The sequence below is a fragment of the Bradyrhizobium sp. AUGA SZCCT0176 genome (genome assembly GCF_018130145.1).
Taxonomy (GTDB): domain Bacteria; phylum Pseudomonadota; class Alphaproteobacteria; order Rhizobiales; family Xanthobacteraceae; genus Bradyrhizobium.
Genome location: NZ_JAFCMB010000025.1, coordinates 22,270 through 48,690, shown reverse-complemented (window position 1 = coordinate 48,690; position 26,421 = coordinate 22,270). Strand labels below are relative to the sequence as shown.

The 26,421-nt window shown below is 60.8% G+C and carries 23 protein-coding genes and 1 pseudogene; 20 read left to right on the top strand and 4 right to left on the bottom strand.

Going from position 1 to position 26,421, the window contains the following annotated elements; all coding sequences use genetic code 11:
• The first annotated feature begins 111 nt into the window (after window positions 1–111).
• Window positions 112–1,650: pseudogene (locus JQ600_RS32450) on the top strand (phytoene desaturase family protein).
• An 862-nt stretch (window positions 1,651–2,512) separates the two neighbouring features.
• On the opposite strand, the gene JQ600_RS32445 reads toward JQ600_RS32450, so the two are convergent.
• Complete coding sequence (locus JQ600_RS32445) at window positions 2,513–2,749, bottom strand: DUF6894 family protein (RefSeq protein ID WP_212390339.1); 237 nt, start codon at window positions 2,747–2,749, stop codon at window positions 2,513–2,515.
• Window positions 2,750–3,530: 781 nt separating this feature from the next.
• Between JQ600_RS32445 and JQ600_RS37095 the strand changes: the two genes are divergently transcribed.
• From JQ600_RS37095 to JQ600_RS32425, 4 genes are all read left to right on the top strand, one after another.
• Window positions 3,531–3,683 carry a response regulator gene (locus tag JQ600_RS37095; protein WP_249133066.1) on the top strand — a complete coding sequence of 51 codons (153 nt, stop codon included), beginning with the start codon at window positions 3,531–3,533 and terminating at the stop codon, window positions 3,681–3,683.
• A gap of 4 nt (window positions 3,684–3,687) precedes the next feature.
• The gene (locus tag JQ600_RS32435) at window positions 3,688–3,858 is read left to right on the top strand and encodes a hypothetical protein (RefSeq protein ID WP_212269791.1); all 171 of its coding nucleotides are present in this window, start codon (window positions 3,688–3,690) and stop codon (window positions 3,856–3,858) included.
• A 247-nt stretch (window positions 3,859–4,105) separates the two neighbouring features.
• Window positions 4,106–4,306, top strand: a complete 201-nt coding sequence (locus tag JQ600_RS32430; protein WP_212269792.1) for a hypothetical protein — start codon at window positions 4,106–4,108, stop codon at window positions 4,304–4,306.
• A gap of 25 nt (window positions 4,307–4,331) precedes the next feature.
• Window positions 4,332–4,502: a hypothetical protein gene (locus JQ600_RS32425; protein ID WP_154070762.1), complete on the top strand. Its 171-nt coding sequence runs from the start codon at window positions 4,332–4,334 to the stop codon at window positions 4,500–4,502.
• 737 nt (window positions 4,503–5,239) lie between these two features.
• On the opposite strand, the gene JQ600_RS32420 is transcribed toward JQ600_RS32425, so the two are convergent.
• From JQ600_RS32420 to JQ600_RS32410, 3 genes are all read right to left on the bottom strand, one after another.
• On the bottom strand, window positions 5,240–5,773 hold the full coding sequence (locus JQ600_RS32420) for a hypothetical protein (RefSeq protein WP_212390338.1): 534 nt from the start codon (window positions 5,771–5,773) through the stop codon (window positions 5,240–5,242).
• A 77-nt stretch (window positions 5,774–5,850) separates the two neighbouring features.
• Window positions 5,851–6,669, bottom strand: a complete 819-nt coding sequence (gene ppk2, locus JQ600_RS32415) for a polyphosphate kinase 2 (protein ID WP_212390337.1) — start codon at window positions 6,667–6,669, stop codon at window positions 5,851–5,853.
• A gap of 19 nt (window positions 6,670–6,688) precedes the next feature.
• Entirely contained in the window at window positions 6,689–7,195 is a 507-nt protein-coding gene (locus JQ600_RS32410; RefSeq protein WP_212269795.1) for a hypothetical protein, read from the bottom strand.
• Window positions 7,196–7,234: 39 nt separating this feature from the next.
• Between JQ600_RS32410 and JQ600_RS32405 the strand changes: the two genes are divergently transcribed.
• The 15 genes from JQ600_RS32405 (at window position 7,235) to JQ600_RS32335 (ending at window position 26,407) form a co-directional block, all read left to right on the top strand.
• Window positions 7,235–7,609 carry a hypothetical protein gene (locus JQ600_RS32405; RefSeq protein WP_212390336.1) on the top strand — a complete coding sequence of 125 codons (375 nt, stop codon included), beginning with the start codon at window positions 7,235–7,237 and terminating at the stop codon, window positions 7,607–7,609.
• 202 nt (window positions 7,610–7,811) lie between these two features.
• On the top strand, window positions 7,812–9,470 hold the full coding sequence (gene ccoN / locus JQ600_RS32400) for a cytochrome-c oxidase, cbb3-type subunit I (RefSeq protein ID WP_212390335.1): 1,659 nt from the start codon (window positions 7,812–7,814) through the stop codon (window positions 9,468–9,470).
• A gap of 6 nt (window positions 9,471–9,476) precedes the next feature.
• A complete protein-coding gene (gene ccoO, locus JQ600_RS32395; RefSeq protein WP_212269798.1) occupies window positions 9,477–10,208 on the top strand; it encodes a cytochrome-c oxidase, cbb3-type subunit II in 732 nt (243 codons plus the stop codon).
• 2 nt (window positions 10,209–10,210) lie between these two features.
• A complete protein-coding gene (locus JQ600_RS32390; RefSeq protein WP_409363322.1) occupies window positions 10,211–10,390 on the top strand; it encodes a cbb3-type cytochrome oxidase subunit 3 in 180 nt (59 codons plus the stop codon).
• Window positions 10,381–11,262, top strand: coding sequence for a cytochrome-c oxidase, cbb3-type subunit III (gene ccoP / locus JQ600_RS32385; protein WP_212390334.1), 882 nt, complete (start codon window positions 10,381–10,383; stop codon window positions 11,260–11,262). Before JQ600_RS32390 ends, ccoP begins: the two co-directional genes overlap by 10 nt.
• Window positions 11,259–11,477, top strand: coding sequence for a hypothetical protein (locus JQ600_RS32380; protein WP_212390333.1), 219 nt, complete (start codon window positions 11,259–11,261; stop codon window positions 11,475–11,477). The genes ccoP and JQ600_RS32380 overlap by 4 nt, the downstream gene beginning before the upstream one ends.
• A 19-nt stretch (window positions 11,478–11,496) precedes the next feature.
• Window positions 11,497–12,288 (top strand): DUF2189 domain-containing protein, encoded by a 792-nt coding sequence (locus tag JQ600_RS32375; RefSeq protein ID WP_212390332.1) that lies wholly within the window; start codon window positions 11,497–11,499, stop codon window positions 12,286–12,288.
• A 22-nt stretch (window positions 12,289–12,310) separates the two neighbouring features.
• Window positions 12,311–14,590 carry a cation-translocating P-type ATPase gene (locus JQ600_RS32370; RefSeq protein ID WP_212490305.1) on the top strand — a complete coding sequence of 760 codons (2,280 nt, stop codon included), beginning with the start codon at window positions 12,311–12,313 and terminating at the stop codon, window positions 14,588–14,590.
• Window positions 14,587–14,748: a cbb3-type cytochrome oxidase assembly protein CcoS gene (gene ccoS / locus JQ600_RS32365; RefSeq protein ID WP_212390330.1), complete on the top strand. Its 162-nt coding sequence runs from the start codon at window positions 14,587–14,589 to the stop codon at window positions 14,746–14,748. The genes JQ600_RS32370 and ccoS overlap by 4 nt, the downstream gene beginning before the upstream one ends.
• A 102-nt stretch (window positions 14,749–14,850) precedes the next feature.
• Complete coding sequence (locus JQ600_RS32360; protein ID WP_212390329.1) at window positions 14,851–16,545, top strand: GMC oxidoreductase; 1,695 nt, start codon at window positions 14,851–14,853, stop codon at window positions 16,543–16,545.
• Window positions 16,546–18,169: 1,624 nt separating this feature from the next.
• On the top strand, window positions 18,170–18,904 hold the full coding sequence (locus JQ600_RS32355) for a hypothetical protein (protein WP_212490304.1): 735 nt from the start codon (window positions 18,170–18,172) through the stop codon (window positions 18,902–18,904).
• A 481-nt stretch (window positions 18,905–19,385) separates the two neighbouring features.
• Window positions 19,386–20,369 (top strand): tripartite tricarboxylate transporter substrate binding protein, encoded by a 984-nt coding sequence (locus JQ600_RS32350; protein ID WP_212392353.1) that lies wholly within the window; start codon window positions 19,386–19,388, stop codon window positions 20,367–20,369.
• A gap of 122 nt (window positions 20,370–20,491) precedes the next feature.
• Complete coding sequence (locus tag JQ600_RS32345; RefSeq protein ID WP_212392352.1) at window positions 20,492–21,685, top strand: efflux RND transporter periplasmic adaptor subunit; 1,194 nt, start codon at window positions 20,492–20,494, stop codon at window positions 21,683–21,685.
• Between the two features lie 78 nt (window positions 21,686–21,763).
• Window positions 21,764–24,904 (top strand): efflux RND transporter permease subunit, encoded by a 3,141-nt coding sequence (locus JQ600_RS32340; RefSeq protein WP_212392351.1) that lies wholly within the window; start codon window positions 21,764–21,766, stop codon window positions 24,902–24,904.
• A 27-nt stretch (window positions 24,905–24,931) separates the two neighbouring features.
• Window positions 24,932–26,407: an amidase gene (locus tag JQ600_RS32335; protein ID WP_212490303.1), complete on the top strand. Its 1,476-nt coding sequence runs from the start codon at window positions 24,932–24,934 to the stop codon at window positions 26,405–26,407.
• The last annotated feature ends 14 nt before the right edge of the window (window positions 26,408–26,421 follow it).

Below are 26,421 nucleotides of genomic sequence, written 5' to 3'. Positions count from 1 at the left end.
TCCTTGAGGCAGCCTCCCACGCACCGCTCCATGCCGCCAGCGCATTTGACATGCCGCAGCCGAGCGGCAATGAACAACCCGTCCGTCATGGGTTTCAGGATTCCAGGCTGAATGGCGCGTTATGATGTCGTAATTGTCGGCGCCGGCCTTGGCGGCCTCACGGCCGGAGCGATCCTGGCACGCGCCGGCCGCAAGGTGCTGGTGGTCGAGCGCAGCAATTCCGTCGGCGGTGCGGCGTCGAGCTACAAATCCGGCGAGCTCTTTGTCGAGGGATCGCTGCACGAGACCAGCGACCCGCACGACCCGCGCGACCCCAAACATGACGTGCTGACGCGTGCCGGCGTGATCGACGCCGTCAAATGGATTCCGTCCGGCGCGTTTTACCGGGCGCGCGGCGGCCCGCTCGATCAGCCGTTCCTGATGCCCGACGATTTCGACGCCGCGCGCCGTGCCTTGACCGAGCGCTTCCCGGAGGCGCGCCGCGGCATCGAGCAGCTGCTCGGCGAGATGGCGCGGATCGCGTCCGCGATGGCTACGATCTCGCAAGGCAGGGAGGCGCTGAAAAATCCGCGGCAGGCGCTGCGCGCGCTGTCCGGCCTGATCCCGATCGTGCGCGACTGGCCGTTGTCGCTTTCGAAAAAGCTCGACCGCGTATTCGGCGACAACGAAGCCGTCAAATGCGCCCTCGCCGCCAACCTGTCCTATTTCCACGACGACCCCACCACGCTGTGGTGGATCTATTTCGCGATGGCGCAGGGCAGCTATCTGCAAAGCGGCGGCCGCTACGTGCAGGGCGGCTCGCAGCGGCTCTCCAGCGCGCTCGCCCGCGCCATCAAGGTGGCCGGCGGCGAAGTGCTGGTGCGCCGTGTCGTCAGCTCGATTGCACTTGGCGACGGCGCCAAGTCCATCACCCACACCGCCAAGGACGGCAGCGATCCCAGGACCGTGCAATGCGCACAGATCATCGGTAACGCCGCGCCCGCGGCGCTCGAACCCCTGATGCAGGCGGACGCCGCCGAACAGCTGAACCAAAGTTATGCCCGGCAGGCGCCCTCGACCTCGCTGTTCGCGCTGACGCTGGGTCTAAAAAAACCGCCACGCGAATTCGGGATCGCCGCCTATTCCACGCAATTGCTGCCGCCCTGGATGAAGCGATTGACCGACTACGCGCAAGGCGCCGCGCTGATGGCGGAAGAGCCCGGCGAGCGCATGCCGCCGATGTCGGTGGTGGACTATGCCGCGATCGATTCCGGCGTGCCGGCGCCGCCCTATGTGCTCTCGATCCTCGGCCCCGATTTGTTGTCGAACTGAGACGCCGCCGACATGGACGCCTATCGCGAGAAGCGCGGGCGCTGGCAGGAGGCGATCGTGCGCTATCTCTCCTCGATCTATCCGGGGCTTTCGGAAGCCGTCGTCGCATCCTCGTTCAACAGCGCGCTGTCGGTGCGGCAATATCTCAACGCGCCCGACGGCGCGGTTTACGGATTTGCGCCGACCCCGCCGCCGACGATCTGGAGCAACCCGTTCCGCTCGCCGCGCACGGCGGTATCAGGCCTTTATCTGGCATCCGCCTATGCCGGTTTCGGCGGCTACACCGGCGTCGTGCAATCGGCCGGTGTCTGCGCCGACATGATTTTGCGCGAGACGTAATATCTTAAGAGCAATTTCTGTAAATCGGCAATTTATTGAGAGCGACCGATGCAGCGCTGTAGAGCGATCACCCGACTTGTCCGCGGTAGCTCAAGAGCGAAGGCGGAAGCCGTCGTCCGCCACTTCGTCTTTCGTTCTGACGAAACCACCGCCAGAGAACAAGCCAAGCAGTTTTTAGACGGTCCGACGCGGCACCGAAATAAAACGGCCCCAGCGCGGGGGAGTGACCGAGCCGGGGCCATCTTGGGGAACGTCGCGGTCGGCGGCCGGCGCGGCGTTCGACGATAAACCGAGCACATACATCTCCGCCCCGCTGTGCAAAATTGCTCATTGACACTGATTCAAGTCGCAATGTCCCCAGCAATTCCGGAACCGTATACAACTTGAACGATTAGACCCGTATCGCCGCAATGCCTTTGGCAGTTACCGGTGACTGAGAGTGTTGTGCTCCCGCCTGATTGCAGCGCGGGAGCTTCATGCCGCAAAACATTTCCTCGACCACCCACAGACCCTTTCCAAATTGCCCGAACTGCTGGACGCCCATGAGGTTGGTGCGGGCAAAAATTGGCGGCGCAGCATTCCTGTGCGCGCACTGTGATCAGCACTACAATCTGCCCTACGTACTAAGGCTTCTCTTTCGCGACAAATTGCCCGAGACGGGCGGATAAATGATGGTGCGTATCAGCAGCAGAACATGGACATTGGCTCAAATCGAGCACCTGACGGCGCTTATCGCCGCCGGATCAACCGCTGAGAATGCGGCCCTTGTGCTGAGGCGCTCGGTAATGGTCATTCGAGCGAAGGCCCGAAATCTCGGGATTCCTTTCGCTAAATAAACGCCACCGCAAACGATGCCTCGGTTTTATTGGGTCGGGTTCTCGTATGAAGGCCTGGAATATACCGGCACGGTGCCAATCTCCCGTCCCGCATCATTGATTATCGCGATGCGGCGTTCAGGATCGTCCTCGGGCTTATCGAGTGAAACGCCTACGGCGAGCACCGTCGCCCTGATGATTGCAGCGGTATCGTCATCGCAAACAAAGCCTGATGAATCAAAAAGCCTGTGGCCGTTCTTAACATCAAAAAAGTAGCGGGGCATCGGCAACCTCCAGATTAGCAAGCGGTTGCAGACAGCATTGTTCCGATATCGGGCCGCGCCCCGGTCTGGGGAACGCCCCACAACTGAAAACGTTTGCTCGTATCACCGCATTTTGGGGCACCTACCGGTGAGAGAGTGCTTCAGACTCCCACCCATCACGGAGCGTGGCACATGACCAATCCAGCACAAAAATACCGGCTCAAGGCTTTAGCGTGCGAGAAGCTTGGGCGAGAGGCGACCGACCCTGATACTCGGGCCGCTTGGGCCGAGATTGCAATTGAATGGCACGCCCTCGCCAGCCGAACGAGTTCGGGGGAATCGCGTTAAGAAATAAAGCAAGGTCAGCGCCTCAATTGGCCCAATAGCTTTATGAGAGGCTGCCCCAGGTGGCGGCCTCTTTCATTTTCCACCATCGCGCTGCGACGGTGCCGGTGATCTTGCTGCCGGTGCTGATTGCGCCTTTGGTCCGCGCGTCGCTATCCCCGCGCGGCCTGTGCACTCCAATTTGCTGCACTTGCCCTGGACCGGACGGCGGACGTGAAGAAGTTGGCAGCACGCCTACCTGAGCCGTAACGGACTCCGGCCAATATTCTTGGATGTGAGCTGTTTTGACCAGCGGTTTGGTATTGCGACGCGGCATGATGGTTTACCGGCGACTGAGAACGTTGCACTTCCGCCGGATGCAGGGACGCATCACATGCCCCAACCTCACGCCCGTGCAGAACCGTCGCTAATTCCTATCGAGCGGCCCCGCTGCCCAAAGTGCTCCAACCGAATGATGTTGGCCAGAATCAGCCCGGCCTCCGAGAGCTACGACAGCCGGACCTTTGAGTGCACCAAGTGCGATCACACGCAGACGCGCACCGTCGCGCGCGATCCGATGAAGTCGGAGACGGCAGGCTGGCAATACAGCGAACTGAAGGCTCCGGAGTAAAGCCATGCAGCGCCACGAGTTCGATTACAGCACGACACTTGAAGAACGCCTGATCGATCTGGCTCGCAAAGTTCGAGCGGACATGGAAACGCTTCCGCCTTGCAAGCGACGCGACGATCTAATTCAGCAGCTCCGGGAGGTAGAGGCGGGCGTTGAATTGAACCCGTTTCGTTGACCGACGCATTGGCCCCGCCAGACCAATCACCTTCGCTCGCCTGTGAGCAATGCGGCGAGCCTATGAAGCATTTGACTGATCTTCGCGGCCTCGGACCCCATCCAGCCGCGAGGATATTCCGCTGCTATGGCTGCAACAACGTCAGTTCCGAACCCGGATAGGCGGCCTCAGTTGGCGGCCTCTTCGAGCAAGCGCCGGAGCGGAAGTTCCAGCTTCGACCCGGCTTGTTTCTATGGTACCATGGTTTATGGCAAAGACAGGCGTGGTACCAAAGAAAAAACGGGGGCCGCCGCCGACTGGCAAGGGCATTCAAGTTGGCGAGCGCTGGCACCCTTCCGAACTGGTCGCAATTGATGCCTGGATTGCATCGTCATCTGACAAAACGCTGACCCGAGCGCACGCCATCCGCCGCCTGGTGGCACTGGGCCTAAAGGCGAAGGCGAAATAGGAATCGACAACACTCCGAGGGCAACATGATTTCAGTTTTGATTGGGGTCTTAATTATCGTCGTCGTCGGCGCAATCTGCTTTTGGGCGATCGACAAGTTCGCTACCGACGGCCGACTGGCAAATCTCCTCAAGTTGCTCGTGGTGCTCGTTTGCCTCGGCGCGATTGTGCAACGAGTGCTGCCGCTGACCTATTAGCAATGCCCGGAGCTTGTAGAGTTGGGGCCGAAGGCGAAGGGGAAATGAATGCCGGCGCGGCCTAGTCACATTCCGCACGCCACGGAGCGCACCGCGTTACAAAAGATGAGCCCTACGCGCGGGCTTCGGCCAGAACAGATGCATCCGGCAGGAAAGCAAGTTATTGCGGGAATGTTCGCGAAAGGCTGGATTGAAAAACAACCAGACGGCCGATCGTACTGCATCACGCCGGCAGGCGACGAGGCTTTAAGAGCCATCATCCCTGGACCGTAGGCGGATTAGCCGAAGGCGCAATCCGCCATTTTATCTTGGTTCGGACGGCGGATTACGCTGTCGCTAATCCGCCCCGCGCGCTGTTGAAGGCCGCAACTGCAGCCTCGGCCAAGGCGACCTGGTTGACAAAGTCGATGTCCGACAAGAACTCCAATTCCTGTTCGGAAAATGGCGTCTTACCGAAAAGAAACGGCGGCGGAGAGACTCGGCGCTGGCACGACTGACGGCTTGTTCGAGGCCGCTCCGATCCTCGTGCCTGAGTGCGCGGATTTCAACGCGGCGTCCATCGCGCAGTGTCTCAATCGCTGAAAATCTAGCTACTTCCGACATAGGTGAGCGCCTTCACGCGACACGCCCAGGTGAGACGGCCGTTGAAATTCAGCCGCCGGTCGGGCCGCTTTCAGAATTGGCTCGCTTGACCATTACTCAACTCAGTAAAACGGCGGACTAACACTGCTTCGCATTCATGGAGCGCAACGAAAGTACTCTGTCTTGAGTTCCGGCATTCCAGGGAAAAGACGGGTTATCTGGTTTTCATTGTCAATCTTGAGGCTGAATTGAACCGTGGCGAGCGCGACATCGGTCGAACAATTGGCAATGAGGTGCAACACGTCACCGTCTTCTTTCTGTGTCTTGATCTGGCAAGTCGCGATTTTTCCTCGGAGCCTGTTTTTCTCATAGATAAATCCGCTGCCATACACATCCGCGTCCCTGGCGAAGGTGAGTTTGGCGCCACCCCCTGTAAAGATCTTCTTGCACGCCCCAGCATTGGTCACCCAGGCCCCGGTCAGATCCCTTGACTGCGCTGCAGATGAAACAATTAGCGGCCCTGTCAAAACGGCAAATATCCCGATCGCGAGACGAATGCGATACGTCGGGCCAAGCCTTATGCTCCGAACCGCTTCAGCCATGTCGGATCCTCCGTTGTTGTCGTTTACGGGATGCACCAAGCTCCAAGGGAGATCTCGTTCCGCGACCGATGAATCGGATTCGATCATGAATGCTCTGCTTTATGAGCGACGGGGCACAATCGGAGCGGCGCCGACGCGTATCGCCAAATGAGACCATACGTTCATCAATCTGCCGCCGGCACGATTCTCAGAGAACCACGAAGCGGCTTGCCGGAGGTAACCTTGCGTTTCGGCAATTTGACATCCCCTCGGGGCACTTTCTTGTAGGGAATGCTGGAGAGCAGGTGCGAGATGATGTTGAGTCGCGCCTGCCTCTTGTTGTCGGATCGCGCGATAAACCATGGCGCCCACGCGGTGTCGGTCGCCCGGAACATGTCGTCTCGACATCGCGTGTAATCATCCCATCGCGTATAGGAATCCAAATCCATCTGGGACAGCTTCCAGATCTTTCGCTTGTCGTCGATTCGCGCTGCGAGCCGGTTGGTTTGCTCCTCCGGACTGACCTCAAGCCAGTACTTGAAAAGTATAATTCCCGATTCGACCATGGCCTTTTCGACGTTAGGGACCACCCTCAGGAAACCCTTGGCCTGATCCTCCGTGCAAAAACCCATGACCCGTTCGACCCCGGCGCGATTGTACCAGCTGCGATCGAAGATCACGATCTCTCCGGCGGAAGGAAAATGCGGCACGTAGCGCTGGACGTACATTTGCGACTTCTCGCGTTCCGTCGGAGCGGCCATGGCAATGACGCGGAAAACGCGCGGGCTGACCCTTTCGGTGATGGCCTTGATGACACCACCCTTGCCGGCGCCATCTCGTCCCTCGAAGACCACGCACACCTTCTTGCCCTCGTGCTTCACCCATTCCTGAAGCTTGACGAGTTCGACGTGCAGCTTGCGCAACTTCTCCTCGTACTCCTTGCGCTTGAGCACCGGAGCGCTGGTCTCCTCGCTTTTGCGATTCTTCCTGGCTACCTGGTTCATATTTCAGTCCCCCCAGCTGTCACCGCTTCGCTTCTTCCCAGGTCAGGAAGAAGCCGACATCTCCCGGCAGGCCCGCCGGCCAATCCACGATCATCGCCTTCAGGCCATAGCCTTGGGGCTGCAGGTGGTCGCGCCAGAACTCGAAGGCTTGAAGAGGTCTCCCAAGCAAGGTGGTCGGCCATCCCTTTTCCAGATTGTTGAGCGCGCGCCCCTTGTCCGAGCACAGCGCATTCGGGAAGCGCATGACCAGAACTTCCTTGTTACCCTTTAATGCAGCGGCCCTCAGTTGGCCGAGCACCCGCCGCTTTACCTCGGCAATCTTTTCAGGCGTGACCGCGACTGGTTCCATCAACGACCTGATGAGCTCCGCGCGCGCCTTGGCGGCCATATCACCGACGTCTTTCGACGCCTTGGCCATCTCGGTCTTCATCACGTAGTTGCGCAACTCCGCGGCCGACATGAAGGATTCGTCTCCAAGCTCTTGAGCGGAATCCGAGCTACCCTGTTGGATCGTTGACTGTGACATGTCGAACTCCTTTGGTTGAGGAGCAGGATGGTGTCCTGCATGCGCTACAATCGCTATCTCAGGCACTTCATCAGTGTGGCGGTATTTGTCGGCGCATTCTTTGCGCGCCCCCGTGGTATGTTCGCCAACCTCTTTGTGAAATCGAGCTTGGGCAGCGGCTATGGCTCAGTCAATCGAACAATCTCGGGGCCACGTGGAGCTAAATCCCAATCGATCATTCGGTCAATCGATGAAACCTGCTGCGGCGCAGCGTCAAACTCCTTCCAGACCATCGCCACCGGCAATGCAGCGGTTATGTCTCGCGTGACGGAATGTTCGCTGGGGACGAATGCGCCTGACTATGCAAAAACGGACATGCGCCGGGCTTGCTGCGCAGGTCCGTTCTTGCACAGACAAGCCCCCAAGCTTTCCTAAAACTTGGGCGAAAGCTGAGGCCTTCCTTGCGCTCGTTTAGCCTTCTGGCTTGCCGCTGACCACAAGACTCAGAAAACTCATTTGGACGGATTGCCACGATGGAGTAGCCTGCACCTATTGGCCCGACCGACCTTCGTCGGGCCAGGGCACACGATGGTGCTTGACTTGCCGGCTTCCCACTTCCTGGAGAAAGCTGCGACCCATGATTGCCCAACTGACAAAATACGAACGGCAGCTTGCGCTGATAATTCTAGTTGCGGTGTCGGTGTGCGGATTGGCGATGGTAGCCGTCGCGCAGGACAACGTGCTGGGCGTTCATGGCGCCATCGTGCTGCTGGCGGGCATATTGGGAGCGTTCGGCGTCATTTCCAGCTATTACGACCCGGAGCCCGGCGACGACCGGCTGGAGCGCTATTTCGACGATCCCAGCCGGATGGGCATTATCCTCGCGATGGTCTGGCTCGTGCCGGCACTTTTTGTCGGCGACTGGATCGCGTGGCAACTCGCCTACCCGGACCTGACGTTTGATGCAGCCTGGTCGAGCTTCGGACGCCTCCGCCCCGTGCACACCTCCGGCGTGATCTTCGGCTTCGGCGGCAACGCCCTGATCGCAACCTCGTTCTATGTCCTGCAGCGAACCACGCGCGCGCGCCTGCCTGACCAGTTGAGCCCGTGGTTCGTGCTGCTCGGCTACAATCTGTTCTGCGTCATCGCCGCAACCGGCTACCTGATGGGCGTCACGCAGTCGAAGGAATATGCCGAACCGGAATGGTATGCGGACATCTGGCTGGTGATCGTCTGGGTCACCTACTTCATCATCTATTTGCGAACGCTGGTTCGCCGCAAAGAGCCGCATATCTACGTGTCGAACTGGTACTACATGGCCTTCATTCTGGTCGTGGCAATCCTGCACATCGTCAACAATCTGGCGATTCCGGTGTCACTTGGTCATGCCAAGAGCTACTCGGCATTCTCCGGCGTGCAGGATGCGATGACGCAGTGGTGGTACGGCCACAACGCCGTTGCGTTCTTCCTGACCGCCGGTTTCCTCGGCATGATGTACTACTACCTGCCGGTCCGCGCCGGCCGCCCGATCTTCTCCTATCGGCTGTCGATCATCAGCTTCTGGGGCATCACCTTCATGTACATGTGGGCGGGCTCGCATCATCTGCATTACACGGCGTTGCCGCAGTGGGTGCAGACGCTCGGCATGACGTTCTCGGTCATGCTGCTGGTGCCGTCATGGGCCTCGGCCGGCAACGCGCTGCTCACGCTGAACGGCGCCTGGCACAAGGTCCGCGACGACGCGACCTTGCGCTTCATGATGGTCGCGGCGGTGTTTTACGGTCTGGTCACCTTTGAAGGCTCGTTCATGGCCATCCGTTCGGTGAACTCGCTGTCGCACTATACGGACTGGACCGTCGGGCACGTCCATGTGGGCGCCCTCGGCTGGGTCGCGATGATCACGTTCGGCGCCATCTATGCCTCGGTGCCGTGGCTCTGGAAGCGCGAGCGCATGTATTCCGCCAGGCTGGTGGAAGTGCACTTCTGGCTCGCGCTCGCTGGTACGGTAATCTACGTCTTTGCGATGTGGAATTCCGGCATCATCCAGGGGCTGATGTGGCGGACTTACAATGAAAGCGGAACGCTCGCCTATTCCTTCGTCGAATCCGTGGTTGCGATGCATCCCTACTATATCGCGCGCGCCATCGGCGGCCTCTTCTTCCTGATCGGCGCGCTGGTCGCCTGCTACAACATCTGGATGACCATTCGGACCGCGGATCAGCCGGCCGACCAAAGGCTGGCCGATCGCCCCGTTCCCGCGCTCGCAGGCGCTACCGCGCCTCAACCGGCGGAGTGAACGCACATGTTCAACCTGCATTACCGGCTTGAGCGCAAGACCATCGGCTTTCTGCTCGCCATCATCGTTGCGGCCAGCATCGGCGGCGCGGTCGAGATCATTCCGCTGTTCACGATCCATCAGACCGTCGAGGACGCGCCGAACATGCGGGTCTACACCCCGCTCGAAATCGCAGGCCGCAACATCTACATCCGCGAAGGCTGTTATGCCTGCCATTCCCAGATGATCCGGACCTTGCGCGACGAGGTTGAGCGCTACGGCCCGTATTCGCTCGCCGTCGAATCCAAATATGATCACCCGATGCTCTGGGGATCGAAGCGGACCGGTCCCGACCTGGCGCGCATGGGCAACAAATATTCGGACGAATGGCACGTGCGGCATCTCAACAACCCGCGCGACGTGGTTCCTCAATCAGTAATGCCGCATTATTCATGGCTCGGGCGCACAGAACTGCGGAGCGATGACCTCGGCGCGCACCTGGCGGCATTGCGCAAGGTCGGCGTCCCCTATACCGACGAGATGATCGCCAATGCGAGGTTGGATGCCTACGGTCAGGCGGCGCCCGATACGCCTTACGCGGAAGGGGTCACCAAGCGATATGGCGCGGCGACGAATGTAAGGGCCTTCGACGGCAAACCGGGCAATCTTACCGAACTCGATGCCCTGGTCGCCTATCTGCAGATTCTCGGCAAGCTGACCGATGCTGCGCATAAGCCGGTCGCCGCGGCGGGAGGTTGATCATGGACAATGATTTTGTGGTTTGGTTCTCGAAGTCGTTCGGCCTGTTCTATCTGATCGCGCTCTCGATCGGCGTGCTGGTCTATGCGTTCTGGCCGTCGAACAAAAAGCATTTCGACGAGGCCGCGCAATCGATCCTCGACCATGAGGACAAGCCGCACAGGGATCAGCCATGGCGGTAGAAGAACGCGATCCATACACCGGCTACATGACCACCGGTCATGAGTGGAACGGCATCAAGGAATTGAACACGCCGGTGCCGCGACCGGTCTATTTCTTTTTGATCGTGACGGCGTTGTTCGCCGTCGGCTACTGGGTGCTGATGCCGGCGTGGCCGCTCGGTGTGACCTACACCAAGGGCCTGCTCGGCATTGACCAGCGCAACGTCGTCACGGAGAGCGTGAAGCAGGCCGCTCTCGAACGCGGCGTCTGGACCAGGCGCGTCGAGGCTGAAAGCTTCAAGGAGATCCAGGCCGATCCACAATTGATGGAACGGGTGCGGCAGACCGGCCGGACGCTGTTCGGCGACAATTGCGCGCCGTGCCACGGATCGAATGCACGGGGCGGCCACGGATTTCCGAACCTGACGACGGCGTCATGGCTTTGGGGCGGCGATCCCGAAAGCATCTCCGAAACCATCCGCGTCGGTATCAATTCGACACATCCGCAGACCAGGACGTCGCAAATGATGGCGTTCGGGCGCGATCAGATGCTCAAAAAGGACGAAGTCGAAAACGTCGTGAACTATGTGCGCAGTCTTTCCGATCCGGCTGTCGCAAAGGACGTGCCCGCGGCGAAGATCGACGCCGGCAAGGCCGTCTTCGCCGCCAATTGCGTCGCCTGCCACGGCGACGACGCCAAGGGCAAGGCTGATCTCGGTGGACCTGATCTGACCGATCGGCTCTGGATCTACGGTGGCGACGCGGAATCGATCTACACGACGGTGTGGAGCGGCCGGCAAGGCCAGATGCCAGGCTGGGAGGGAAGACTTTCGCCGCTCGACCGCAAGATTCTCACGCTTTACCTGTTCGATCTTCGTCGGGAGCAGCGATGAGCGACACCGGCGCAGCGACGGCGCAGTTCAGGACAAAGGCCGTTGTTTGGGCCGCGGTCGGTGCCGGGCTGCTATTGGTGCTGATCGCCAACTCGCACCTGGTCTATATGGCGGTCACATCGCAACCGGAGTGCGTTGCGCATGTCCGCCAGGGCGAAGGCAGCCCTGGGGACGGAAAATTCAGCGCGGCAAAGTCGTCATGCACACCGCGGTGAGAATGCAGGGAGATCGGCGATGATTTCGATCCCGGACGTTGTTCCGCCGCTGCCGCAAGCGCAAACCTGGAAGCGCAACGTCGCCCCCGCAGCCGCTTTGGGCTGGCTCTCGGCCGGCTGGCGCGATTTCAAGATCAATCCGGCGGCCAGCATCAGTTACGGGGTGCTGGTATTTCTGGTGTCGGTCGTCACCGTCGTCGGCCTGTTTGCCCTGCGCCTCGACTATATCCTGCTTCCTGCGTTTGCCGGCTTCATGGTGGCTGGGCCGATCATTGGAATCGGACTTTACGAAAAGAGCCGGCGCATCGAGGAAGGCAGGCCCGTCAGCCTGTGGAACATGATCTTCGTCAGGCCGGATTCAGGCGGTCAGATTCTGTTCGCAGGCGTGCTGCTTCTTGGGCTGACGCTATTGTGGATGCGCGCGGCGGTCATCCTTTATGCGCTGTTTTTCGGCCTGCGTCCTTTTCCCGGCCTCGACCATATCATCCCGATGCTGTTCACGACGGAGATCGGTTGGGCGATGCTGGTGGTCGGCGGCGCGGTGGGCGGCCTGTTTGCGGCCTTCGCATTCGCCATCAGCGCCTTTTCGATTCCGATGCTGCTGAGCGAGCGCACCGATGCGCTGACCGCCATGGGCACCAGCATGGCGCTGGTCTGGAACAATCTTCCGGTCATGCTGACCTGGGCGGCGATCATGCTTGCGTTGATTTTTGTCGGCATCGTCACCGGCCTGTTGGGAATGATCGTCGTTTTCCCGGTGCTGGGACACGGAAGCTGGCACGCCTATCGAACGATGCGGTCCCTAGCATAACGAGACGGTTGGAGTTCCTGCGATGGGTTGCTGCGCACCGGGAGCCGAATCGGCATTGCTTGCTCGGGATGCGGCCGGGAACGGCGAGGAAGTCCTGCTCGCGAGCCGCATCGTGGCCGATGGCGTGCGCCAGACTGATCTGTCGGTGCCCACGGTGCATTGCGGGGTATGCATCCGGACCATCGAAAAGGCACTCGGCGGGCTTGCCGGCGTGGAAAGCGCCCGCGTCAACCTCTCGACCAGGCGCGTGACCGTCAGATGGCACGCCGAAAGCGCTCCGCCGCCTTTCCTCGAAACGCTCAAGCAGGCCGGTTTTGAAGCCCATTTGTTCGACATCGAGTCGGATGACGGGAACGGTGAGCTGTCGGAATTGATCCGCGCGCTGGCGGTCGCGGGATTCGCCGCCAGCAACATCATGTTGCTTTCCGTCTCGGTCTGGTCGGGCGCTGAGTCCGAGACACGCGACCTGTTTCACTGGCTGTCGGCCATCATCGCGCTACCCGCGCTGGCATATTCCGGCCGGATATTTTTCCGTTCCGCATGGCAGGCTCTACGGCATCGGCGCACCAATATGGATGTACCGATCTCCATCGGTGTGCTGCTCGCCTTCGGCATGAGCCTTTACGACACCACGCAGCATGGGCCGCACGCCTATTTCGATGCGTCAATCTCGCTGCTGTTCTTCCTGCTGATCGGCCGCACGCTCGATCACATGATGCGCGAACGGGCCCGGCTGGCCGTGAAGGGACTGGCGCAACTCGCGGCACGTGGCGCGCGGGTGCTGCAAGCGGACGGCAAGCAGGTCTATCTTCCGGTGAACGAAATCCAGACCGGCATGACCATCATGCTGGCGGCAGGCGAACGTGTGCCGGTCGACGCAACCGTTACCAAGGGAACGTCCGAACTGGATGCTTCGCTGGTCTCCGGAGAGCAGACACCGGAGCCGGCGACCGTCGGATCCCTGCTGCGCGCGGGCACCTTGAACCTGACAGGGCCGCTGACCATCGTCGCGACGGCGACGCCGGACAATTCCTTCCTGGGCGAGATGGTGCGGATGATGGAGGCCGCCGAACAGGGTCGCTCGGCCTATCGCCGCATCGCCGACCGTGCCGCCAGTCTGTACGCGCCGATCGTCCATCTCACGGCGCTGTTCGCGCTTGCCGGCTGGCTCCTCGCAACCGGCGATATTCACCGCGCGCTGACGATCGCCATTGCGGTTCTGATCATTACCTGTCCTTGCGCGCTTGGCCTCGCGGTACCCATGGTGCAGGTCGTCGCGGCCCGGCGGCTGTTCGAGAGCGGCATCATGGTGAAGGACGGCGGCGCCCTTGAGCGCCTTGCCGAAATCGACACGGTCGTGTTTGACAAGACCGGAACGCTGACGCTGGGCCGTCCTCGCCTGCTCGGATCTGACAGCATGGACCGGCAGGCAACCGGGATTGCGGCTGCACTGGCCAGTCACTCCCGCCACCCCTATTCGCGCGCGTTGGTCGAAGCCGCCGCCGATCTTCCGCCGTCTCGCATCGTATTCGATGAAGTCTCCGAGCACCCCGGATTCGGTCTTGAGGCGCGCTCCGGCATTATCACTTACCGGCTCGGCCGGCCGGAATGGGCAGTTGCGAGCCCGGACAACGCCGGGCGGATGCCAGGTGATGAGTTCGTCGTGCTTTCCAAAGACGGAAACCGCCTGGCCGAGTTTCGTTTCGAGGATTTTTTGCGCGCGGATGCATCGACGGCGGTGACCGAACTGAAGCACGCCGGCATTCTGGTCCAGGTGGTTTCCGGCGATCGTGAAGCCGCGGTAGCGCCAATGGCTCGACAACTCGATGTTCCCTGCTTCGCTTCGGTAATGCCCGCCGGAAAGATCGCGCACATCGCAGCGCTTGAAGCTTCGGGCCGGAAGGTTCTCATGGTCGGCGACGGCTTGAACGATACGCCGGCGCTGGTGGCCGCGCATGCCTCGATGGCGCCGGCTACCGCGGCGGATATCGGACGTAACGCAGCCGATCTGGTGTTCTTGCGCGAGAGCCTGTCCGCCGTGCCTCAGGCTATTTCCGTCGCACGCAATTCCAGACGGCTCGTTCGGCAAAACTTCGCCCTGGCGATCGCCTATAATCTGGTCGCGGTCCCCGTCGCCATCATGGGCTATGTGACGCCGCTGGTCGCAGCCGTGGCGATGTCTGCATCGTCGATGCTGGTGGTCGCCAACGCGCTACGCCTCAGGAGCCCGCGAAAGATCGCGCCACGCGCTGGTGCGGATGCACAACTTTCGGCCAAGGCCATGATGGAGGCGGCCGAATGAAGGATTATTTCTATCTGATACCGATCGCGCTCGGGATCGGCCTGACCGCACTGGCGGCCTTCATGTGGTCGCTCAAAAACGGGCAGTACGACGATCTCGAGGGGGCCGCCGAGCGGATTTTGCATGACGAGACCGGCCGCCCGTCCGAACATCCGTGACGATTCGCTCTCGTGGACGGCGGCGACAGCCGGGCGTGACCCGGACGCGGAGCTGCGCTACCTTCCCCGGCAACAAGATCAACAACAAGAGGAAATGCCAAAGTGTATGACACGATCATCGTAGGCGGCGGTTCGGCTGGTTCGGTCATGGCGCATCGGCTGTCGGCCAAAAGCGCCAACAAGGTCCTGCTGTGCGAAGCCGGCCAGGACACCCCGCCCGGCAACGAGCCGGCCGAGATCAGGGATAGCTATCCGGGCACCGCCTATTTCGATCCGCGCTTCCACTGGACCGAACTCAAGGTCACGACGCAGATCGTCAGCCATAACAATCCCAACGAGGGGCGTCCGCCCTTGCGCAAATACGAGCAGGCGCGGGTGCTGGGCGGCGGCTCCTCGATCAACGGCCAGATGGCCAACCGCGGCGCACCGACCGACTATGATGAATGGGACGCGCGGGGCGCCACCGGCTGGAGTTGGAAGGACGTGCTGCCCTACTTCAAGAAGGTCGAGCGCGACCTTGATTTCGACGGGCCGTTCCATGGCAAGGATGGCCGCATCCCGGTGCGACGAATCCCCAGGGAGCACTGGACGAAGCATTCGCAGGCTTTCGCTGACGCCTTCCAGCAGGCCGGCCATCAATTCCTGCCGGACCAGAACGGCGAGTTCGTCGACGGCTATTTCCCCGTGACCCATTCCAATCAGGCCGAGCAACGCGTCTCGGCCGCGATGGGCTATCTCGATCGCGAAACGCGCAAGCGCGCCAATCTCACGATCTCCACCAACACGCAGGTCAGGGAATTGCTGTTCGAAGGCACGCATTGCGTCGGCGTGAAGGCCCTCGTCAACGGCAAGGAGCAGGAATTCCGCGGCCGCGAGATCATTCTCTGCAGCGGCGCCATCCATTCGCCGGCGCATCTGCTGCGCGCCGGCATCGGCCCGGTCGGTCACCTCAAGGACATGGGAATTCCCGTCCTGATGGGACTTGAAGGTGTCGGCCAGCGCCTGATGGATCATCCCTCGATTTCGCTGTCCTCTTTTGTCCGCCGCGGCGCGCGCATGAACGGGCATACCAGGCGTCACATGCAGGTCGGCTTGCGTTATTCGTCCGGACTGCCCGGCGTGCCGAAGGGCGACATGTTCGTCGTGGTGCTGAGCAAATCGGCCTGGCATGCGGTCGGCGAGCAAATCGGCTCGGCGCTGACATTCGTCAACAAGACCTATTCCGAAACCGGACAGGTCAAGCTCGCCTCGCGCGACCCGGCGGCTGAACCGATCGTCGAGTTCAACCTGTTGTCCGACCGGCGCGACCTCGATCGCCTGATGAGCGGTTTCCGCAAGATGGCGGCGGTGCAAATGAGTGACGCCGTCAAGGCGGTCACCGACAAGCCCTTCCCTGCCTCCTATACCGACCGCGTGCGCAAGATCGGCGTGGTCAACAACAAGAACAGGATCCTCACCAAAATCGCCGCCACCCTGATGGACGGCCCAGCGGCGCTGCGCCATTACATGATCGACAATTTCGTGGTCGAAGGATTTTCGTTCGACGACGTGATCAACGACGACGAGGCGCTGGAGACCTTCGTGCGCAAGGGAACCATCGGCGTGTGGCACGCCTCCTGCTCCTGCCGCATGGGCCGGCCGGAGGATCCGATGTCAGTCGTCGACACCGAAGGCCGCGTCAAGGGCGTGCAGGGCCTGCGCGTCGTCGACGCCTCGATCTTCCCGGTCGTGCCCTGCGCCAACACCAATTTTCCGGTGCTGATGTCAGCGGAGAAGATTGCGGCCTCGATGCAGTGATTTGAATTTCAAACAGCTTGGTCGTCATTGCGAGCGCAGCGAAGCAATCCATGCTTTGCTTTATTGATGCCGCGCGATGGATTGCTTCGCTTCGCTCGCAATGACGGCGCCCAAATTCCAGATACGAGTTCGCGATCCCGCGGCGCGATGCGCCCGAGTGGTTGATGCTGTTTCTCCCCAAAACAAGGGAGCAGGGAATGCCGGATGCGCGCTGCACCCGCGGTCTCATGTGCGAATAGTGCAAAGAACACTGCACATGAGCATACAGGGCAGCGGAGAACATCCGACATTCCCTGCGCAATGGCTTTACGGCTTATAACGCGCTCTCCCCGGTGAGACGGCCTCTATTGCCACCGTCGCCTCGCAGATCGCTCCGCAAGACTTGACGCCGTTACGGGCGCCAGGACCACATGCTTTCGCCGTACGCCTCTGCTGCGCCCGTCAAGCGCAACATCGACGTCCACCGCATCCCACCCCACGTCCGTGACGATCGCGATACGCCCCTCGTGAAGGGATGAGACGAAACCGATATATTCTGATTTGGCGAAGTTGTCAAGCATAATTTCCGTGAATCGGAAATTACTTGGAAGGCCGCCGATGCAGCCTTGTGGGGGCTGGTCAGCGGACTTGTCCACCCGAGCCCCAAGGAACGAAGGCGGAAGGCGTAATGCGCCCCTCTGTCTTCGGTTCGGACGGCGGATTACGCTGTCGCTAATCCGCCCTACGCGCTGAATATCAGCAGATACTTGCCGCTTCCGTCAGGAGAAGCTGGTGGTTCACACTCAGGCATACAGCTGCAGGAACTTGCCAGATTGATGCGAGCCGTCACAGCAGCTACTCTTGTTTGCCATGGTAACCCCCAAACCAACGCCACAGCGATCGGATGCAAATTCCGCGTACCCGAATTGGCGAAGATCACGGTACGTTCTCTTAGGCCGCTTGGTACTTGGTCGCTGATGGCCTAATTTGATTTACGAGCAGCCGAATTTGGCTGTGGATCATTTGATTGTACAACCATATTCTCCTAACCTAAGCGAGTGGAATTCTTCCACGCTTGAATGGGGGCGATAATGAGAAGGTTGTTTGCAGTTTTGATTGTTTCGGCAGGGTGCATCGCGCAGGCGAGCGCACAACAAACGCCAACTGCTCCTAAGGATGCATGTATCTTTGCGAATAGAATTTATTCAACCGGCGCACAGATCTGTAACGGAGAGCGCCTGCGCTACACCTGCGAAGCTGGAAAGTGGAAAGTGCAGGAGGCTGATACAATCGTTGTCTGTAAAGGTGCTCCGTTCCAACAGTAGCAATGGTTAGAGAGAGGCCGCCTCAGTTGGCGGCCTCTTCATTGCAGGCCGCAGGGGATTAGCCGCAGGCATAATCCGTCACTTTGTCTTCGACCGGACAGCGAATTACGCTGTCTAATTCGCTCTACGTGCTCACGACCGGCGAGGAGCGCGATGTCTGGATGCGTACGCCGTGGGAAGCAGCAGAGGCGCTGCAGCGGCCGTTACGGATGACGTGGGCGCGGCGCGGAGAAGCGAGACAAAATCATTAAGCCGGCTCGTTAGTATCATTCCATTTTTTCATTGCGCAAGTTTGTCCCTCGACCCTAGGAGAACTGTCGTTGTCCCAGCCCAAGACCTACTTTTTCGGGCCTATTTTGCAGGCGTTGGAGAACGCGTTTCGCCAAATCGAAACGAAAGTTCCGCAACCCGTGCGAGGTCGCGACGGTCGCTTTCGGTATGCGGAGCAATCAATACGCCAGGCAATTGTGCAAAAGCTAGCGCGATTGATTAGCAGTTTGCATTCGGTCGAAGCGCTCCTCGAACGCGGCTTGTTTCAGGAACTAGGAATTATGCAGCGGGGCCTCGACGAGATAGAAGAGGATATTTGGTTTCTGGCCCTTGCTGTAATCAATAGCGATATCACGGACCGCCATATGGAGTACCTTCGGTATTTTTATGCAGAAGAATTTTCGGACCAGAATGATGTTGTCGGCTCACGTTTGAGCCGAGGAATGGTTAAGCGCGACAAAATTCGCGCCTACGTACACGGCAGCTCATTGTCTGGCGCGGAGCTAGAAAGAGCGAAAGATGTAGGCAGAACTATATCCAAAGCATATTCGGGGTATGTTCACGCCGCCTCTCCGCACATTATGGACATGTACTTTCCAGAAGGGTTCGACGTCAGTGGCACCTGGAAGCACCATAGATATCCGTCACACAAGCGCGATGCCCGCAATGTTTACTATCGAGCAATCACCGCGATGGCGGTTTCCGCGAAAGCGTTCGATGATGAAACGCTGTTTGCTTCAATGCGTCTATTTGCTTCAAAGGTCGAATCTGAAATGCGCTCGTAGCTGAAATGCATTTTATGGGTCGTTAAGAGTATCCGACCGCGCAATCCAGAGGAGTTTGCGCTGTAGCATCCACATGGACCGGGAAGACGACATATGGCGCCAGAGTTTTTGGCTTGCAGGATAATCGGACACGATTCTCAACCCTCAAAATTGGACTGTACTCCTGGTTGAGATATTGAAGAAGATTGCAAATGATGGAAAAGAACGTTTGGCAACTTTCAAGGCATGCCAAACAAAGGATTTGAGCGCCGCGCCATTGTCCTAACGCGACAAGAGATGGAAGGCCATAAGCACTACCCTTAGCGTGGAGACAGAGGGGTTTGAGAGCGGAATTGCTTACATCGAAATGGAGTTAAGGACCGTGGGGTGGATTAGTTAACCGGAGGCGTGCCGCCATTTTGTCTTCGGTTCGGACGACGGATTACACTGTCGCTAAACCGCCCTACGCTCTAACAAGAGCGACCCATTGGGAGACGCGACCATGATCTCACGGCGCTTCTTCATCGCAGCCAGCGCAGCCGCCCTCACCGGCGCCCGCTCGGCATGGGCGCAATCCGTCTATCCCGATCACACCATGCGCATTCTCGTCGGCTATCCGGCCGGCGGCGGCGTCGATCTTGTGGCGCGGCTCGTGGCCGATCCGATGCGGGAGGTGTTGGGGCAGCCCGTGATCGTCGAGAACCGCGCCGGTGCGGCCGCGATGATCGCGGCCCAGGCTGTCGCCAAGGCGGGCAATGACGGCCACACGCTGCTGATGGCGGCGTCAGGCGAGGTCACGATCAACAAGCATCTCTACAAGGAGAAAATGACCTATCAGCCCGAGACCGAGCTGGTGCCGATCGCGCTCGCCGGGATAGTGCCCTGCGTGGTCGTCGTCGCCGACGGCTCCCCGGTGCGGACGCCTGCGGACCTGATCGCCTTCGCCAAGGCCAACAAGGGCAAACTGAGCTATTCGTCCTCGGGCGTCGGAAATCCCCAGCATCTCGCCGGCGAACTGATGAACAAGATGGCCGGCACCGATGTCCAGCACGTGCCCTATCGCGGCTCGGCGCCGGCGGTGACCGACGTCGCGGTCGGCGCCGTCACCATGAGCTTCTCCAGTCTTGCCGCCGCGCTGCCGTTGATCCAGGCCGGCAAGATCCGCGCGGTCGCCGTCACCTCGCGCGAGCGCATGCCGCAACTGCCCGATGTCGCGCCGCTCAGCGACGCTCCGGGACTGGCCGGCTACGAGCTCCTCAACTGGTTTGCGATGTTCGCGCCCGCCAGCTCGTCACCGCCGATCCTCGCCCGTCTCGCCGAGGTGATGCCGCAGATCATGCAGCGGGCCGACATCAAGGAGAAACTGGCGATCCAGGGCATCGTGTCCCGCAGCATGACCGATGCCGAGCTGCGCGCCTTCGTCCGTTCGGAATCGGACAAATTCGCAGGGATCATTCAGGAAGCCAACATCACGCTCGGCAATTGAGGCGGGACGCGGATATTCCAGTGGTTTGAAGCTCCCCGCCCCTAGCTGCGGCCCGAGCGGCATGCTTTGGTCCGCGCGAATTTCTTTGTTTTGGGTTGCGCGGCTGGGGTATCGTCCGGGGCATGTCAATTACGGCGAAAACGCATTTTCCCTGGCTGATTGCCCTGTTCGGCGTGTCGTTGACGGCATCGGCTGCCGTGACATCGTTCGCTTTGGCCGAAGGCACCATGAAGGGGGCGGACTTTGTCCGGGTCGTCCCCGATCAGATGCATCAGCTGCAGGTCGCCAAGGTTGAGACAGTTGCGTTTCGCCCGCAAAGATCGGCGATCGGCCAGATCGGATACAATGAGGATGCCTCCACGATCGTCCTGACACCGTTCTCCGGCCGCGTTACCCGTCTGGTTGCCAAGCTCGGCGATCAGGTCAAGAAGGGCGATCCGCTGCTGGAAATCGACAGCCCCGAGCAACTGGTCCCGCAGAACGACTTCATCGCCGCCCAGGCCGCCAGACGCAAGGCAGGCTCCCAGCACAATCTGGCTGTTATCCTTGAAAAGCGCGTTCGCGATCTCCATGAAGGCAAGGCTGCGCCGTCCAAGGACCTGCAGCAGGCCGAAGCGCAGCTTGCCGCCGCCGAACATGACCTGCGATCGGCGGACACGGCGTTCGAAGCCGCCCGCGTCCGCCTGCGGATTTTGGGCCGCGCGGATGCGGAAATTTCCAAGCTCGAGCAGGATGGCATGCTGAACCGCGTGACCACGATCACGGCGCCGATCGATGGCACCGTCGTCTCGCGCAAGGTCGGACCGGGGCAATATGTCAAAGCCGATTCCGGCGAGGCCCTGTACACGATCGCCGACCTCTCGACGGTGTGGCTGAAGGCCCAGATCTTCGAGCAGGATATCGCGCAGGTGCGGATCGGCCAGGAGATCGAGGCCAGGGTTTCCGCCGTGCCGAACCGGGTGTTCAAGGCACGCATCAACGCCATCAATTCGACGTCGGACCTGACGACGCGCCGGGTCGTGGTCCGGTCCGAGATCGAGAATGCGGATCATGCGCTCAAATCCGAGATGTTCGCGATGTTCAGGATCAGCATCGGCGAAACATCGAGGAATCCCGCGGTGCCGACCGACGCTGTGATCCGCGAGGGCGACACGGCCACCGTTTGGGTCGAGACCGAACCCTTGCTGTTCAAGCGTCGTCCGGTCGAGATCGGAATCCAGCAGGACGGCCTGACGCAAATTCGCAGCGGCCTCGAGGCCGGAGAAAAAGTCCTCGCGCGCGGCGCGATCTTCGTCGACAACGAGTGGCGTCAATGATTCTGATAGCGTTTTCAAGCGAAGTGGATACCGGTTCGCGTCAAGAAAACGCGTCAAATAAAGAGTCCGGGGCCACGGATGCTGCGTAGTCTGATTGCGTTTTGCCTGTCGCGGCGGCTGCTGGTGATGGTCGCGTTCGCGGCCTTTCTCGGTCTCGGCTACGTCACTTTCCTGATGCTGAACATCGAGGCCTATCCCGACCCGGCGCCGCCGATCGTCGAGATCATCGCCCAGCAGGCGGGCCAGTCGCCGGAGGAAGTCGAGCGCTACATCACGATCCCGATCGAGATCGCGGTCGCCTCTACGCCGGGGCTGAAGTTCATCCGCTCCAATACCGTCTACGGGCTCGGTTTCGTCCGCCTGCAATTCGAATACGGCCGCGACTATCATTTCGTGCGCCAGCAGACCCTCAACCGGCTGAAGGATGCGGTGCTGCCGGCCGGCGTGCTGCCGGTGATCTCGCCCGCCGGCGGCATCAGCGAGATCTTCCGCTACGAGCTGGTCGGCCCGCCGGGCATGGACGTGATGAAGCTCAAGGCGCTGCAGGACTGGGTGGTCGAACGCAAGCTGCGCATCGTGCCCGGGGTCGCCGACGTCGCGGTGCTCGGTGGCAAGACCAAGGAATTCCAGGCCGAGATCAACCTCGACCGCATGATGGCCTACGGGCTGACGCTGCCGCAGATCATGACCGCGATCTCGGGCAGCAATTCCAATGTCGGCGGCCGCACCATCTCGATCGGCGAACAGTCGGTCAATGTCCGCAGCATCGGCGTCATCAGTTCGATGGACGACATCGGCAATATCGTGCTGACCCAGCAGGGCGGCGTTCCGGTGCTGGTATCCGACGTCGCCAAGGTCCAGATCGGGTTCGCGCCCCGGCTCGGTCTCGCCGGCCGCGACGACAAGACCGACGTCGTGACCGGCATCGTGCTGATGCAGAAGCTCGAACGCACCATGGACGTGGTCAAGCGCGTGCGCGCGGCGGTGGAGCGGATCAACACCGACGGATCGCTGCCCTCAGGCGTCAAGATCGTGCCGTTCTATGACCGCGGCGATCTCGTTGCGATCACGGTGCAGACCGTGCTGCATAATCTCTTGTTCGGGATCGCGCTGATCTTCCTGATCCAGTGGGTCTTTCTCGGCGATCTGCGCTGCGCGGTCATCGTCGCGGCGAACATTCCGGTGGCGCTGTTCCTGGCGGTCATGATCACGGTGATGCGGGGCGAGTCCGCCAATTTGTTGTCGGTCGGCGCCATCGACCTCGGCATCATCGTCGACGGCACCGTGATCATGGTGGAGAACATCTTCCGCCATATCGCCCACCACACGCCGGGGGTAGCCCCGGATCGGCGGGCGCGGCTCAGCGACAAGCTGCACCGGATCCTGACCGGCGCCATCGAGGTCGACAAGGCGATCTTCTTTTCGGTGATCATCACGATCGCGGCCTTCCTGCCGCTGTTCACGATGCAAGGCGTCGAGGGGCAGATCTTCGGGCCGATGGCGCGCACCTATGCCTATGCGCTGCTCGGCGCCGTCATCGCCACCTTCACCGTGACGCCGGTGCTGGCCTCGATCCTGCTGCCGGCCCATGTCAGGGAAGTCGAAACCTTCGTGGTCCGTCATATACGCACCGTTTACCAGGCCATTCTGGTGCCCGCGGTCCGCAACTATCGCCGCTCCACGGTTATCGCCGCAGTGTTTCTCGCGCTGTGCCTCAGTTTGAGCTTTCGGCTCGGCACCGAATTCCTGCCCAAGCTGGAAGAAGGCAATCTCTGGATCCGCGCCGTGATGCCGCCGACGATCACGCTCGAAGCGGGGATGGAAACGGTGACCAAGATCCGCGCCATCATATCGAGCTATCCGCCGGTCCAGACCGTGTTTTCCGAACAGGGCCGCGGCGAGGAAGGCACCGATCCTGACGGATCGTTCCTCGCGGAGTTCTTTGTCCCGCTCAAGCCGGCCGACACCTGGCCGGCGGGGCTGACCAAGGAACAGATGGTCAAGCAGATGAGCGAGAAGCTCAACCGCGAGTTCGTCGGCATCGATTTCAACTTCTCGCAATACATCCAGGACAATATCGAGGAAGCCGTCTCCGGCGTGAAGGGCGAGAACTCGATCAAGATCTTCGGCAAGGACCTCAACGAGCTGGAGCGGCTGTCCAAATCGGTGAAGACCGAACTCTCTGGCGTGCGCGGCGTCGCCGACCCCGCCAGTTTCAATCTGCTCGGCCAGCCCAATCTGGTCGTCCAGATCGATCGCGCCAAGGCCGCGCGCTACGGCTTCTCGATCAGCGACATCAATTCCGTGGTCCAGGCCGCGATCGGCGGCCAGGAAGTCTCCAAGGTCTATGAAGGCGAGATGATCTTCGCGCTGACGGTGCGTCTGGCGCCCGAATTCCGCAGGGACGTCGATGCCATCCGCGCGATCCCGGTGGCGCTGCCGAACTCGGATCCGAAGACGCCAACCGCCTATATCCGGCTCGGCGATCTCGGCGAGGTCAAGCTCGTCAGTGGTGCGGCCTATATCTACCGCGAGAACAGCCAGCGCTTCATCCCGCTGAAATACAGCGTTCGCGACCGCGATCTCGGCTCGACCGTGGTCGAGGCGCAGGACCGTGTCGGAAAGAAAGTACCGCTTCCGCAGGGCTACTCGATGGAATGGTCCGGCGAATACGGCGCGCTGGTCGATGCCAAGAAGCGGCTGGCGCTGATCGTGCCATTGAGCCTGCTGTTGATCCTGATGCTGCTGTACAGCCTGTTCAATTCGATTCGCGACAGCCTGCTGGCGCTGTCGGGCATCCCCTTTGCGGTGGCCGGCGGCATTCTGGGACTCTATATCGGCGGCCTGAATTTCAGCGTCTCGGCCGCGGTCGGATTCATCTCGCTGTTCGGCGTCTCCGCGATGGATGGCATTCTCCTGATGTCCTATATCCGGCGCGAAATCGATGAAGGCATGGGAACGGAGGACGCGATCATCAGCGCCGCCGAAACAAGAATGCGGCAGATCTTCATGACCGGGCTGTCGGCCAGCATCGGCCTGGTCCCTGCAGCGATCTCGACGGGGATCGGTTCGCAGGTTCAGCAGCCGCTGGCTTGCGTCATCGTCGGCGGAATGCTGCTGTCCCCGATCTGCAGCCTGCTGGTGATCCCGGTGCTGGCACGGCTGTGGATGCCGACGATACAGGAAACCGGGTTGGCGCATGAAGCGGCGCCCCATTAAGACGCCGCGCGTAAGGAAATAGACCGCATGACTTTGTCGATGAACTGGAACGAATGGGCGCAGCACGACGGCGTGGCGTTGGCGGAGCGCGTGCGGAAGGGCGAACTGACGGCACAGGAATTGGCAAGCCAGGCAGCCGCAGCCATCGCAAAAGTCGATCCGGCGCTGTCTGCCGTGGTCGAATTGTTTGAAGACGCGATCGACGATCCCGCCAAGGCCGGCGCCAATCTCGCGGGACCCTTCGCCGGCCTGCCGTTCCTGATGAAGGATCTGGGCCCGACCATGAACGGACGCCTGCAGGAAATGGGCTCGCTGCTGATGCGCGGCAATCGCGCCACATCAGATACGTTCCTGACATCGAAGATGCGCCAGGCCGGACTCAATTTGATCGGACGGACCACGACACCGGAGTTCGGCGTTTGCAGTTCGGCTGATAATCCCGCCGTGTATGTGACGCGCAACCCCTGGAATACCGACTACACCACCTGCGGATCGTCGGCCGGCAGCGCCGCGATGGTCGGGGCGGGCGCGGTGCCGATCGCGCATGCCACCGACGGCGGCGGTTCGATCCGCATCCCGGCCGGCGTCAACGGCAACATCGGTCTGAAGGTTTCACGCGGCGTTTTCTCGCTCGCGCCGCATCTTTCTGACTTGAGCGGGCTGGTGTCGATCCAGGGCTGCCAGTCGCGCACGGTGCGCGATACCGCCGCCTTCGTCGATGCTTGCCGCGGTCCCGCGCCCGGCGAATTGATGCCGTTCTGGACCGCGCCGGAGCCTTACCAGGAGATGATCAAGCGCGATCCGGGGCGGCTCAAGATTGCGCTCTCGCACCAATGGGGCGACTACCAGGCGACACCGCAGATCGCATCAGAGCTGAAAAAAGCCGGACAATTCCTCGAAGGCCTCGGCCATCACGTCGATTACGCGTTGCCCGCGATCGACTACCGCGCCGCGTTTGACGCCCAGACCACCTGCTACATCAGCAATTTTGCGGTGGTCATCAGCAACATGCTCGCCGCCCGCGGGCTCGAAAAGCCGCCGGCGGATCTCATCGAGCCGGTCAACATCCGGATCTGGGAAGCCGGACGGCACACGACGTATGCCGAGCGGGCGCGCATGCAGGCGGTCTTCAACACGACCTCGCGCGGCTTCGGCGCATTCTTCGAGGATTGGGACATCATCCTGACGCCGATCACCGCGCTGCCGACGCCGAAAGTCGGCACCACGGAATATCTGACCATCTCGGACAATCCGTCGGTGCTGGACTGGTTCGGCAATCTGTGGCGCAACTTTGCGTTCACGCCGCTCGCCAATCTGTGCGGGATTCCCGCGATCTCGCTGCCGATGGCGCAGCACGAGCATGGCTTGCCGCTCGGCATTCAGGCCCAGGCCAGGCAGGCCAATGACGGGCTGCTGCTGCAGCTCGCAGCGCAGATCGAGCGCGCGCTCGGCGGCCAATGGAACTCGGGACGGAAGCCCGGCGTGCACGCGACGAACGGCTGAGCCGTCTTTGGCTC

Excerpts from the sequence above, each read along its gene's own strand:
- JQ600_RS32445 (WP_212390339.1), bottom strand. The coding sequence starts at position 2,749 with ATGCCCCGCTACTTTTTTGATGTTAAGAACGGCCACAGGCTTTTTGAT.
- JQ600_RS32435 (WP_212269791.1), top strand. The coding sequence starts at position 3,688 with ATGCAGCGCCACGAGTTCGATTACAGCACGACACTTGAAGAACGCCTG.
- JQ600_RS32430 (WP_212269792.1), top strand. The coding sequence starts at position 4,106 with ATGGCAAAGACAGGCGTGGTACCAAAGAAAAAACGGGGGCCGCCGCCG.
- JQ600_RS32425 (WP_154070762.1), top strand. The coding sequence starts at position 4,332 with ATGATTTCAGTTTTGATTGGGGTCTTAATTATCGTCGTCGTCGGCGCA.
- JQ600_RS32420 (WP_212390338.1), bottom strand. The coding sequence starts at position 5,773 with ATGATCGAATCCGATTCATCGGTCGCGGAACGAGATCTCCCTTGGAGC.
- ppk2 (WP_212390337.1), bottom strand. The coding sequence starts at position 6,669 with ATGAACCAGGTAGCCAGGAAGAATCGCAAAAGCGAGGAGACCAGCGCT.
- JQ600_RS32410 (WP_212269795.1), bottom strand. The coding sequence starts at position 7,195 with ATGTCACAGTCAACGATCCAACAGGGTAGCTCGGATTCCGCTCAAGAG.
- JQ600_RS32405 (WP_212390336.1), top strand. The coding sequence starts at position 7,235 with ATGCGCTACAATCGCTATCTCAGGCACTTCATCAGTGTGGCGGTATTT.
- ccoN (WP_212390335.1), top strand. The coding sequence starts at position 7,812 with ATGATTGCCCAACTGACAAAATACGAACGGCAGCTTGCGCTGATAATT.
- ccoO (WP_212269798.1), top strand. The coding sequence starts at position 9,477 with ATGTTCAACCTGCATTACCGGCTTGAGCGCAAGACCATCGGCTTTCTG.
- JQ600_RS32390 (WP_409363322.1), top strand. The coding sequence starts at position 10,211 with ATGGACAATGATTTTGTGGTTTGGTTCTCGAAGTCGTTCGGCCTGTTC.
- ccoP (WP_212390334.1), top strand. The coding sequence starts at position 10,381 with ATGGCGGTAGAAGAACGCGATCCATACACCGGCTACATGACCACCGGT.
- JQ600_RS32380 (WP_212390333.1), top strand. The coding sequence starts at position 11,259 with ATGAGCGACACCGGCGCAGCGACGGCGCAGTTCAGGACAAAGGCCGTT.
- JQ600_RS32375 (WP_212390332.1), top strand. The coding sequence starts at position 11,497 with ATGATTTCGATCCCGGACGTTGTTCCGCCGCTGCCGCAAGCGCAAACC.
- JQ600_RS32370 (WP_212490305.1), top strand. The coding sequence starts at position 12,311 with ATGGGTTGCTGCGCACCGGGAGCCGAATCGGCATTGCTTGCTCGGGAT.
- ccoS (WP_212390330.1), top strand. The coding sequence starts at position 14,587 with ATGAAGGATTATTTCTATCTGATACCGATCGCGCTCGGGATCGGCCTG.
- JQ600_RS32350 (WP_212392353.1), top strand. The coding sequence starts at position 19,386 with ATGATCTCACGGCGCTTCTTCATCGCAGCCAGCGCAGCCGCCCTCACC.
- JQ600_RS32345 (WP_212392352.1), top strand. The coding sequence starts at position 20,492 with ATGTCAATTACGGCGAAAACGCATTTTCCCTGGCTGATTGCCCTGTTC.
- JQ600_RS32340 (WP_212392351.1), top strand. The coding sequence starts at position 21,764 with ATGCTGCGTAGTCTGATTGCGTTTTGCCTGTCGCGGCGGCTGCTGGTG.
- JQ600_RS32335 (WP_212490303.1), top strand. The coding sequence starts at position 24,932 with ATGACTTTGTCGATGAACTGGAACGAATGGGCGCAGCACGACGGCGTG.